The sequence below is a fragment of the Pseudomonas sp. BN415 genome (genome assembly GCF_029871195.1).
Classification (GTDB): Bacteria; Pseudomonadota; Gammaproteobacteria; order Pseudomonadales; family Pseudomonadaceae; genus Metapseudomonas; species Metapseudomonas resinovorans.
In genome coordinates, this window is sequence record NZ_SSOK01000038.1 from 29360 (window position 1) to 39467 (window position 10108).

The 10108-nt window shown below is 57.5% G+C and carries 21 protein-coding genes; all 21 read right to left on the minus strand.

What is annotated here, in order from left to right:
• Window positions 1–2 precede the first annotated feature (2 nt).
• Window positions 3–179: a 50S ribosomal protein L30 gene (gene rpmD / locus E8F20_RS10115; RefSeq protein WP_016490545.1), complete on the minus strand. Its 177-nt coding sequence runs from the start codon at window positions 177–179 to the stop codon at window positions 3–5.
• Between the two features lie 2 nt (window positions 180–181).
• A complete protein-coding gene (gene rpsE, locus E8F20_RS10120) occupies window positions 182–682 on the minus strand; it encodes a 30S ribosomal protein S5 (protein ID WP_028629279.1) in 501 nt (166 codons plus the stop codon).
• 3 nt (window positions 683–685) lie between these two features.
• Window positions 686–1036, minus strand: coding sequence for a 50S ribosomal protein L18 (gene rplR, locus E8F20_RS10125; RefSeq protein WP_028629280.1), 351 nt, complete (start codon window positions 1034–1036; stop codon window positions 686–688).
• 10 nt (window positions 1037–1046) lie between these two features.
• Window positions 1047–1580: a 50S ribosomal protein L6 gene (gene rplF, locus E8F20_RS10130; protein WP_028629281.1), complete on the minus strand. Its 534-nt coding sequence runs from the start codon at window positions 1578–1580 to the stop codon at window positions 1047–1049.
• Between the two features lie 14 nt (window positions 1581–1594).
• The gene (rpsH, locus tag E8F20_RS10135; protein WP_028629282.1) at window positions 1595–1987 is read right to left on the minus strand and encodes a 30S ribosomal protein S8; all 393 of its coding nucleotides are present in this window, start codon (window positions 1985–1987) and stop codon (window positions 1595–1597) included.
• Between the two features lie 192 nt (window positions 1988–2179).
• Complete coding sequence (gene rpsN / locus E8F20_RS10140; RefSeq protein WP_028629283.1) at window positions 2180–2485, minus strand: 30S ribosomal protein S14; 306 nt, start codon at window positions 2483–2485, stop codon at window positions 2180–2182.
• Between the two features lie 13 nt (window positions 2486–2498).
• Window positions 2499–3038 (minus strand): 50S ribosomal protein L5, encoded by a 540-nt coding sequence (rplE, locus tag E8F20_RS10145; RefSeq protein WP_028629284.1) that lies wholly within the window; start codon window positions 3036–3038, stop codon window positions 2499–2501.
• A 20-nt stretch (window positions 3039–3058) separates the two neighbouring features.
• The gene (gene rplX, locus E8F20_RS10150) at window positions 3059–3373 is read right to left on the minus strand and encodes a 50S ribosomal protein L24 (protein ID WP_028629285.1); all 315 of its coding nucleotides are present in this window, start codon (window positions 3371–3373) and stop codon (window positions 3059–3061) included.
• Between the two features lie 12 nt (window positions 3374–3385).
• Window positions 3386–3754, minus strand: coding sequence for a 50S ribosomal protein L14 (gene rplN / locus E8F20_RS10155; protein WP_003448734.1), 369 nt, complete (start codon window positions 3752–3754; stop codon window positions 3386–3388).
• 22 nt (window positions 3755–3776) lie between these two features.
• On the minus strand, window positions 3777–4043 hold the full coding sequence (gene rpsQ, locus E8F20_RS10160) for a 30S ribosomal protein S17 (RefSeq protein WP_021219597.1): 267 nt from the start codon (window positions 4041–4043) through the stop codon (window positions 3777–3779).
• 2 nt (window positions 4044–4045) lie between these two features.
• Window positions 4046–4237, minus strand: a complete 192-nt coding sequence (rpmC, locus tag E8F20_RS10165) for a 50S ribosomal protein L29 (protein ID WP_016490538.1) — start codon at window positions 4235–4237, stop codon at window positions 4046–4048.
• Entirely contained in the window at window positions 4237–4650 is a 414-nt protein-coding gene (gene rplP, locus E8F20_RS10170; protein ID WP_016490537.1) for a 50S ribosomal protein L16, read from the minus strand. The genes rpmC and rplP overlap by 1 nt, the downstream gene beginning before the upstream one ends.
• A 12-nt stretch (window positions 4651–4662) precedes the next feature.
• Complete coding sequence (rpsC, locus tag E8F20_RS10175; RefSeq protein ID WP_028629286.1) at window positions 4663–5349, minus strand: 30S ribosomal protein S3; 687 nt, start codon at window positions 5347–5349, stop codon at window positions 4663–4665.
• A 13-nt stretch (window positions 5350–5362) separates the two neighbouring features.
• Window positions 5363–5695 carry a 50S ribosomal protein L22 gene (gene rplV / locus E8F20_RS10180; RefSeq protein WP_007161246.1) on the minus strand — a complete coding sequence of 111 codons (333 nt, stop codon included), beginning with the start codon at window positions 5693–5695 and terminating at the stop codon, window positions 5363–5365.
• A 13-nt stretch (window positions 5696–5708) separates the two neighbouring features.
• Window positions 5709–5984, minus strand: coding sequence for a 30S ribosomal protein S19 (rpsS, locus tag E8F20_RS10185; RefSeq protein WP_016490535.1), 276 nt, complete (start codon window positions 5982–5984; stop codon window positions 5709–5711).
• A gap of 14 nt (window positions 5985–5998) precedes the next feature.
• A complete protein-coding gene (gene rplB / locus E8F20_RS10190; RefSeq protein WP_016490534.1) occupies window positions 5999–6820 on the minus strand; it encodes a 50S ribosomal protein L2 in 822 nt (273 codons plus the stop codon).
• Window positions 6821–6831: 11 nt separating this feature from the next.
• Complete coding sequence (rplW, locus tag E8F20_RS10195; protein WP_028629287.1) at window positions 6832–7131, minus strand: 50S ribosomal protein L23; 300 nt, start codon at window positions 7129–7131, stop codon at window positions 6832–6834.
• Window positions 7128–7730 (minus strand): 50S ribosomal protein L4, encoded by a 603-nt coding sequence (gene rplD, locus E8F20_RS10200; protein WP_280283623.1) that lies wholly within the window; start codon window positions 7728–7730, stop codon window positions 7128–7130. The genes rplW and rplD overlap by 4 nt, the downstream gene beginning before the upstream one ends.
• A 14-nt stretch (window positions 7731–7744) precedes the next feature.
• The gene (gene rplC / locus E8F20_RS10205; protein WP_028629289.1) at window positions 7745–8380 is read right to left on the minus strand and encodes a 50S ribosomal protein L3; all 636 of its coding nucleotides are present in this window, start codon (window positions 8378–8380) and stop codon (window positions 7745–7747) included.
• 84 nt (window positions 8381–8464) lie between these two features.
• On the minus strand, window positions 8465–8776 hold the full coding sequence (gene rpsJ, locus E8F20_RS10210) for a 30S ribosomal protein S10 (protein WP_003243886.1): 312 nt from the start codon (window positions 8774–8776) through the stop codon (window positions 8465–8467).
• Window positions 8777–8932: 156 nt separating this feature from the next.
• A partial coding sequence (gene tuf / locus E8F20_RS10215) for an elongation factor Tu (protein ID WP_280282989.1) occupies window positions 8933–10108 on the minus strand: 1176 nt, incomplete at its 5' end.

Here is a 10108-nt window from a genome sequence, read left to right on the forward strand (position 1 = left end):
GATTAACCCTCGACACGCAGAAGGTAGTAAGCCTTGTTGATCATGCCGCGATTCTCAGGAGTGTCCTGAACTTCTACGGTGTGACCAATGCGACGCAGGCCGAGACCCTTGACGCAAGCCTTGTGGTTAGCCAGACGGCCGTTAACGCTCTTGATCAGCGTCACTTTGACAGTTGCCATGATTAGAGAATCTCCTCGACGCTCTTACCACGCTTGGCCGCAACGGACTCAGGGGACTGCATGTTCTTCAGACCCTTGAAGGTGGCGTAAACCACGTTCACCGGATTGGTGGAGCCGTAGCACTTGGCCAGAACGTTCTGCACACCGGCCACTTCCAGAACAGCACGCATGGCGCCGCCGGCGATGATACCGGTACCTTCGGAAGCCGGCTGCATGAACACCTTGGAGGCGCCATGGGCGGACTTGATCGGGTACTGCAGGGTGGTGCCGTTCAGATCAACCTGGATCATATTGCGGCGAGCAGCTTCCATCGCTTTCTGGATGGCGGCTGGCACTTCGCGGGATTTGCCGCGACCGAAGCCAACACGACCTTTGCCGTCACCGACCACGGTCAGTGCGGTGAAGGTAAAGATGCGACCACCTTTTACGGTCTTGGCAACGCGGTTAACTTGAACCAGCTTCTCGATGTAGCCTTCGTCGCGCTTTTGCTCGTTATTTGCCATAACTTAGAACTCCAGCCCGCCTTCACGAGCAGCATCAGCCAGCGCTTTGACGCGGCCGTGGTACTTGAAGCCAGAACGATCGAATGCCACCTGAGTGACGCCAGCGGCTTTCGCGCGCTCGGCAACCAGCTGACCAACCTTCTTGGCCGCGTCGACGTTGCCAGTGGCGCCGTCACGCAGTTCTTTGTCCAAGGTCGAGGCGCTGGCCAGGACCGTGGCGCCGTCGGCCGAAATGACCTGGGCGTAGATGTGCTGGGAAGAGCGGTACACGCAAAGGCGTACGGCAACCAGCTCGCGCATTTTCAGGCGTGCCTTGCGAGCGCGACGCAGACGAGTTTCTTTCTTTTCGCTCATTTGCTATGCCCTACTTCTTCTTAGCTTCTTTACGACGGACGACTTCGTCGGCGTAACGTACACCTTTGCCTTTGTAAGGCTCCGGCGGACGGAAGTCGCGGATCTCAGCGGCCACTTGACCGACCAGCTGCTTGTCGATGCCCTTGATCAGGATATCGGTCTGGCTGGGGGTTTCGGCGGTAATGCCTTGCGGCAGTTCGTAGTCCACCGGATGCGAGAAGCCGAGAGCCAGGGACAGCGTTTGACCTTTGGCCTGAGCTTTGTAACCAACGCCGACCAGCTGGAGCTTGCGCTCAAAGCCTTGGCTGACGCCGATCACCATGTTGTTAACCAACGCACGGGTGGTGCCGGCCATGGCGCGATTCTGCTGGTCACCGTTGCGAGCAGCGAAACGCAGCTCACCGGATTCCTCCAGGACTTCCACAGACGGATGCACTTTCAGTTCGAGAGCGCCCTTGGCACCCTTCACCGAGAGCTGCTGACCGGCGATCTTGACTTCAACGCCAGCGGGCAGCTTGACGGGGTTCTTAGCAACGCGAGACATGCTTTCAACCCCCCTTAGAACACAGTGCAAAGCACTTCGCCACCAACACCAGCAGCGCGAGCAGCACGATCAGTCATCACACCCTTGTTGGTGGAAACGATCGATACGCCCAGGCCGCCACGTACTTTCGGCAGCTGATCGACGGACTTGTACTGGCGCAGGCCAGGACGACTTACGCGCTTCAGCTCTTCAATGACCGGACGGCCTTCGAAGTACTTCAGCTCGATGGACAGCAACGGCTTGAGGTCGCTGCTGACTTGGTATCCCGTGATGTAACCTTCGCTCTTCAGAACGTTGGCCACTGCCACCTTCAGCTTGGAGGACGGCATGCTTACGACAGACTTTTCAGCCATCTGGGCATTACGGATACGAGTTAGCATGTCCGCTAACGGGTCCTGCATACTCATGGGCTAGATGCTCCTGATACAAAAAGTAATAGCCTTTCGGCTAGAGTCCACACGCGAACACTGGACGGACTGATGCCAGGCTCGGGCGAGCCGGACATTCTAGAGACACTCCAGAAACGAATCAAGCCCCAAAAGGGGCTTGATTCTAATGACCTGGTTTTGGTCGACCTAAGCCGACCTAACCGACGATCATTACCAGCTGGCTTTCACCAGGCCGGGTACATCACCGCGCATAGCAGCTTCACGCAGCTTGTTACGGCCGAGGCCGAACTTGCGGTAAACGCCGTGCGGGCGACCGGTGATGCGGCAGCGGTTACGCAGGCGCGAGGCACTAGCGTCACGGGGCTGCTTCTGCAGCGCTACCTGGGCTTCCCAACGAGCTTCCGGAGTGGAGTTCGGGTTGGCAATGGTAGCTTTCAGCTCAGCGCGCTTCTTGGCGTACTTAGCAACCGTTTGCTGACGCTTCAGCTCGCGGTTTTTCATGCTCTGTTTGGCCATATTCCTACTCCAATCAGTTGCGGAACGGGAAGTTGAAGGCGCGCAGCAGGGCACGACCTTCTTCATCCGTACGGGCGGTGGTGGTCAGGGTAATGTCCAGACCGCGCAGCGCATCGATTTTGTCGTAATCGATTTCCGGGAAGATGATCTGCTCTTTCACACCCATGCTGTAGTTGCCACGACCGTCGAAGGACTTGGCATTCAGGCCGCGGAAGTCACGCACGCGCGGCAGGGAGATGGACAGCAGACGGTCCAGGAACTCGTACATGCGATCGCGGCGAAGGGTTACCTTGACGCCGATCGGCCAACCTTCACGAACCTTGAAGCCTGCAATGGACTTGCGGGCGTAGGTCACGACAGCTTTCTGGCCGGTGATCTTTTCCAGGTCAGCTACAGCGTTCTCGATGATTTTCTTGTCACCGATGGCTTCGCCCAGACCCATGTTGAGAGTGATCTTGGTGATGCGCGGAATTTCCATCACGTTCGCAAGCTGAAGTTGTTCCTTCAGCTTCGGCGCGATTTCTTTCCGGTAAATCTCTTTCAGTCGTGCCATGGTTATCTACCTAGCAGTTCTCAAGCATCAACCGGTTTTTGGGTCGACTTGAAGACACGAATTTTCTTACCGTCCTCAACCTTGAAACCAACGCGATCAGCCTTGTTGGTTTCGCCATTGAAGATGGCCACGTTGGAGAGGTGCAGCGGCGCCTCTCGCTCGACGATACCGCCCTGGACACCGGCCATGGGGTTAGGCTTGGTGTGGCGCTTGATCAGGTTTACACCGCTGACCAGCACACGGCTGTCGGCGAGTACCTTCAGCACCTTGCCACGCTTGCCCTTGTCCTTGCCGGCGATGACGATGATCTCGTCGTCACGACGAATCTTTTGCATGACGGCTTCTCCTTACAGCACTTCGGGGGCGAGCGAGACGATCTTCATGAACTTCTCGGAACGCAGTTCACGGGTCACGGGCCCGAAGATACGGGTGCCGATCGGCTCCTGCTTGTTGTTCAGCAGGACGGCGGCGTTGCCGTCGAAGCGGATGATCGAGCCGTCAGGGCGACGAACGCCATGCTTGGTACGAACCACGACAGCGGTCATTACCTGGCCTTTCTTCACCTTGCCACGCGGAATCGCTTCCTTCACGGTCACTTTGATGATGTCGCCGATGCCGGCGTAGCGACGGTGCGAACCACCAAGGACCTTGATGCACATAACGCGACGAGCACCGCTGTTGTCAGCGACGTCGAGCATGGATTGAGTCTGAATCATATCTTTCTCCGACCCTTAGTCCTTAGACTTCCACGGCACGTTCGACGACTTCCACCAGGGCCCAGGACTTGGTCTTGGCCAGCGGACGGGTCTCACGAATGGTGACCTTGTCGCCGATGCGGCACTGGTTGGTTTCGTCGTGGGCGTGCAGCTTGGTCGAACGCTTCACGTATTTACCGTAGATCGGGTGCTTTACGCGGCGCTCGATCAGAACGGTGATGGTCTTGTCCATCTTGTCGCTGACGACGCGGCCGGTCAGCGTACGGACGGTTTTCTGAGCTTCAGCCATGATTACTTACCTGCTTGCTGGTTGAGCACAGTTTTCACGCGAGCGATGTCGCGCTTCACTTGCGAGAGCAGGTGAGACTGCCCCAACTGGCCAGTTGCTTTCTGCATACGCAGATTGAACTGGTCGCGCAGCAGGCCGAGCAGTTGCTCGTTCAGCTGCTGTACGGATTTTTCACGAAGTTCATTCGCTTTCATCACATCACCGTCCGCTTAACAAAGGAGGTGGCGAGCGGCAGCTTTGCAGCAGCCAGGGCGAATGCCTCACGCGCCAGCTCTTCGGAAACACCCTCGATCTCGTACAGGACCTTGCCCGGTTGAATCTGGGCTACCCAGTACTCGACGCCACCCTTACCTTTACCCATACGAACTTCGAGGGGCTTCTTGGTAACGGGTTTATCCGGGAACACACGGATCCAGATCTTGCCGCCACGTTTCACGTGACGGGTGAGGGCACGACGTGCAGCCTCGATCTGGCGGGCAGTGAGACGACCACGGCCAGTAGCCTTCAGCGCGAACTCGCCGAAGCTGACCTTGCTACCGCGCTGAGCCAGACCACGGTTGTGGCCAGTCATCTGCTTGCGGAACTTCGTACGCTTTGGTTGCAGCATTTGGCGTACCCCTTACTTAGCAGCTTTTTTACGAGGAGCGGGCGCTACCGGCTTCAGCTCTTCCTGGCGGCCACCAATGACCTCACCCTTGAAGATCCAAACCTTCACACCGATCACACCGTAGGTGGTGTGCGCTTCATAGGTTGCGTAATCGATATCGGCGCGCAGGGTGTGCAGGGGCACACGACCTTCGCGATACCACTCGGTACGGGCGATTTCAGCACCACCGAGACGACCACTCACCTGAATCTTGATGCCCTTGGCACCAATACGCATGGCGTTCTGTACAGCGCGCTTCATGGCGCGACGGAACATCACACGACGCTCCAGCTGCTGAGCTACGCTCTGCGCAACCAGCATACCGTCGAGCTCCGGCTTGCGGATCTCTTCGATGTTGATGTGCACAGGCACACCCATTTGCTTGGTCAGGTCCTGACGCAGCTTCTCAACATCTTCACCTTTCTTGCCGATCACGATGCCGGGACGAGCGGTGTGGATGGTGATGCGTGCGGTTTGAGCCGGACGATGAATATCGATACGGCTTACGGACGCGCTTTTTAGTTTGTCTTGGAGGTACTCGCGCACCTTCAGGTCAGCAAACAGATAATCGGCATAAGTGCGCTTATCTGCATACCAAACGGAGGTGTGCTCCTTGACGATACCCAGGCGAATGCCAGTGGGATGTACTTTCTGACCCATCTGATCGACTCCGTTACTTGTCCGCAACCTTGACAGTGATATGGCAAGACCGCTTGACGATGCGATCAGCACGGCCTTTGGCACGCGGCATGATGCGCTTCAGCGAACGCCCTTCGTTGACGAAAACGGTGGAAACCTTCAGGTCATCCACGTCTGCGCCTTCGTTGTGCTCAGCGTTGGCCACGGCCGACTCCAGCACTTTCTTCATGATTTCAGCGGCTTTCTTGCTGCTGAAAGTCAACAGGTTGAGCGCTTCGCCCACCTTCTTCCCGCGGATCTGGTCGGCGACCAAGCGGGCTTTCTGGGCGGAGATTCGAGCGCCCGACAGCTTAGCGGCTACTTCCATCGTTCCTTACCCCTTAACGCTTGGCTTTCTTGTCTGCAGCATGACCGCGATAGGTGCGGGTAGCAGCGAACTCGCCGAGTTTGTGGCCGACCATGTCCTCATTCACGAGAACCGGGACGTGTTGACGACCGTTATGAACAGCAATGGTCAGGCCGACCATTTGCGGCAGTACGATGGAGCGACGCGACCAGGTTTTCACCGGCTTGCGATCGTTCTTTTCCACCGCCACTTCGATCTTCTTCAGTAGGTGAAGATCGATAAAAGGACCTTTTTTCAGAGAACGCGGCACTGTCGTATCCTCAGTTATTTACGGCGACGGACGATCATGTTGTCGGTGCGCTTGTTCGCGCGGGTCTTCGCACCCTTGGTCGGGAAGCCCCACGGAGACACCGGATGACGGCCACCAGAGGTACGACCTTCACCACCACCATGCGGGTGGTCTACCGGGTTCATCGCCACGCCGCGAACGGTCGGACGAACACCACGCCAGCGCTTGGCACCAGCTTTACCCAGCGAACGCAGGCTGTGCTCGGAGTTCGAGACTTCGCCCAGGGTCGCACGGCACTCAGCCAGGACTTTACGCATTTCGCCGGAGCGCAGACGCAGGGTTACGTAGGCGCCTTCACGAGCAACCAGCTGAACGGAAGCACCAGCGGAACGAGCGATTTGCGCGCCCTTGCCAGGCTTGAGTTCGATACCGTGAACGGTGCTACCAACCGGAATGTTGCGCAGCGGCAGGGTGTTACCGGCCTTGATCGGTGCATTGACGCCCGAGATCAGCTGGTCACCAGCGCTCACACCTTTCGGTGCGATGATGTAGCGACGCTCACCATCGGCGTACTTCAGCAGAGCGATGTGAGCAGTACGGTTCGGATCGTATTCAATACGCTCAACGGTGGCAGGAATGCCATCCTTGTTGCGACGGAAGTCGACCAGACGGTAGTGCTGCTTGTGACCACCACCAATATGGCGAGTGGTGATGCGGCCGTTGTTGTTACGACCACCGGACTTCGATTTTTTCTCGACCAGCGGTGCGTAGGGAGCGCCTTTGTGCAGCTCCTGATTGACCACCTTGACCACGAAACGGCGGCCAGCGGAGGTCGGCTTGCATTTAACGATTGCCATGATGCACCCCTTTACTCAGCGCTGCTGGCGAAATCGAGATCTTGGCCCGGCTGAAGAGCGATGTACGCCTTCTTCCAGTCGTTACGCTTGCCCAGACCACGAACGGTACGCTTGGTCTTGCCCTTCACATTGAGGGTGGTGACACGAGCGACTTTCACGCTGAACAGGCTTTCAACGGCCTTCTTGATTTCCAGCTTGGTTGCATCGGTGGCAACCTTGAAAACGAACTGGCCCTTGCTGTCTGCCAGCATGGTGGCCTTCTCGGAGACGTGCGGGCCAACCAGCACCTTGAATACGCGTTCCTGGTTCATGCCAGCAGCTCCTCGAATTTCTTCACGGCAGACACGGTGACAAGCACCTTGTCGTAGGCGATCAGGCTGACCGGGTCGGAACCCTGAACGTCACGAACATCAACGTGCGGCAGGTTGCGAGCGGCCAGGTACAGATTCTGATCAACGGCTTCGGAAACGATCAGCACGTCGGTCAGACCCAGACCATTCAGCTTGCCCAGCAGAGCCTTGGTTTTCGGCGCCTCAACAGCAAAGTCCTCAACCACGATCAGACGGTCCTGACGAACCAGCTCAGCGAGGATGGAGCGCAGAGCCGCGCGGTACATCTTCTTGTTGAGCTTCTGGGAGTGATCCTGAGGCTTGGCAGCAAAGGTAGTGCCACCGGAGCGCCAGATGGGGCTGCGAATGGTGCCAGCACGAGCACGACCGGTGCCCTTCTGACGCCACGGCTTTTTGCCACCACCGGAAACTTCGGAACGGGTCTTCTGCGCGCGAGTACCCTGACGGCCACCGGCCATGTAGGCAACAACAGCCTGGTGAACCAGGGTTTCGTTGAACTCACCGCCAAAAGTACGCTCGGAGACTTCGATAGCCTGAGCGCCATTTACATTCAGTTGCATCTCAGCTTCCCCTCTTAACCGCGAGCCTTGGCTGCCGGACGCACAACCACATCACCGCCGGTAGCGCCAGGAACGGCACCCTTAACCAGCAGCAGATTGCGTTCTGCATCGACACGCACAACTTCCAGGGACTGAACAGTCACACGCTCGGCACCGAGGTGACCGGACATCTTCTTGCCCTTGAAGACACGACCAGGAGTCTGGCACTGGCCAATAGAACCCGGGGCGCGGTGGGAAACGGAGTTACCGTGGGTATTGTCTTGACCACGGAAATTCCAGCGCTTGATGGTACCGGCATAGCCTTTACCCTTGGACTGACCGGTAACGTCTACCAACTGGCCAGCCTGGAAAAGCTCGGCAGTCAGTTGATCGCCAGCCTGGTACTCACCTTCTTCAAGGCGGAATTCCCAGACACCGCGACCAGCAGCTACGCTCGCCTTTGCGAAGTGACCGGCTTGCGCCTTGGTCACACGAGAGGCACGACGCTCACCGACAGTCACCTGTACGGCGCGATAGCCATCGCTCTCTTCGGATTTGAACTGGGTCACACGATTCGGCTCGATCTCAATGACCGTAACCGGAATGGAGACACCTTCTTCGGTGAAAATGCGGGTCATGCCGCACTTACGACCGACTACACCAATAGTCATGTTGTAAACCTCATGAGTGTACGGGGCTTTCACCCGCTATGGCCGCCCATTTCAGAGCGTTACACGACTAAAACCCGAGGGTTATTAGCCGAGGCTGATCTGCACTTCCACGCCTGCCGCAAGGTCGAGCTTCATCAGCGCATCGACGGTTTTATCCGTCGGCTGGACGATGTCCAGAACACGCTTGTGGGTACGAATTTCGTACTGATCACGCGCGTCTTTGTTGACGTGCGGGGAGATCAGAACGGTGTACCGCTCTTTGCGAGTAGGCAGAGGAATAGGACCACGCACCTGAGCACCAGTACGTTTCGCGGTTTCCACGATTTCCTGGGTGGATTGATCGATCAGGCGATGGTCAAAAGCCTTCAACCGAATACGGATTTGTTGGTTTTGCATTTTGACCTCAGACTCTATCTCTGCTATCCCCAACGGACGGACTACGCCCGTTAAAAGGAGGCGTGATTGTACGGATGCGCCGGGAGGGTGTCAACTTTTGACCAACCAAAAGAAAAGGGCCCCGAGGGGCCCTTCCTTTTGAGGCGAGATCGTCGATTACTCGATGATCTTGGCAACCACGCCAGCGCCGACGGTACGACCACCTTCGCGAATCGCGAAGCGCAGGCCGTCTTCCATGGCGATCGGAGCGATCAGGGTGACAACCATCTTGATGTTGTCGCCCGGCATTACCATCTCTACGCCTTCCGGCAGCTCGCAGTTACCGGTCACGTCAGTGGTACGGAAGTAGAACTGCGGACGGTAGCCCTTGAAGAACGGAGTGTGACGACCACCTTCTTCTTTGGACAGTACGTACACTTCGCACTCAAACTTAGTGTGCGGCTTGATGGTACCCGGCTTGGCCAGAACCTGACCACGCTCTACGTCATCACGCTTAGTGCCGCGCAGCAGGGCGCCAACGTTCTCACCAGCACGACCTTCGTCGAGCAGCTTGCGGAACATTTCCACGCCGGTGCAGGTGGTCTTGGTGGTCGGACGGATACCAACGATCTCGATTTCCTCGCCCACCTTGACGATACCGCGCTCAACACGACCGGTTACCACGGTACCGCGGCCGGAGATGGAGAACACGTCTTCGATCGGCATCAGGAACGGCTGGTCGATGGCACGCACCGGCTCCGGAATGTAGGAGTCCAGGGTTTCAACCAGCTTACGAACGGCAGAAACGCCGATTTCGTTGTCGTCCTTGCCTTCCAGCGCCATCAGCGCGGAACCGATCACGATCGGAGTGTCGTCGCCCGGGAAGTCGTAGGTGTTCAGCAGATCGCGAACTTCCATTTCGACCAGCTCCAGCAGCTCAGCGTCGTCAACCATGTCGGCCTTGTTCAGGAACACGACAATGTAAGGAACGCCTACCTGACGGGACAGCAGGATGTGCTCGCGAGTCTGCGGCATGGGGCCGTCAGCAGCAGAGCAAACCAGGATCGCGCCGTCCATCTGAGCAGCACCGGTGATCATGTTCTTCACATAGTCAGCGTGACCGGGGCAGTCAACGTGAGCGTAGTGACGAACGGCGGAATCGTACTCAACGTGGGAGGTGTTGATGGTGATACCGCGAGCCTTCTCTTCCGGCGCATTGTCGATCTGGTCGAACGCACGAGCGGAACCGCCCCAAGTCTCGGAGCAGACCTTGGTCAGCGCAGCAGTCAGAGTGGTCTTGCCATGGTCAACGTGACCAATGGTGCCGACGTTGACGTGCGGTTTGTTACGTTC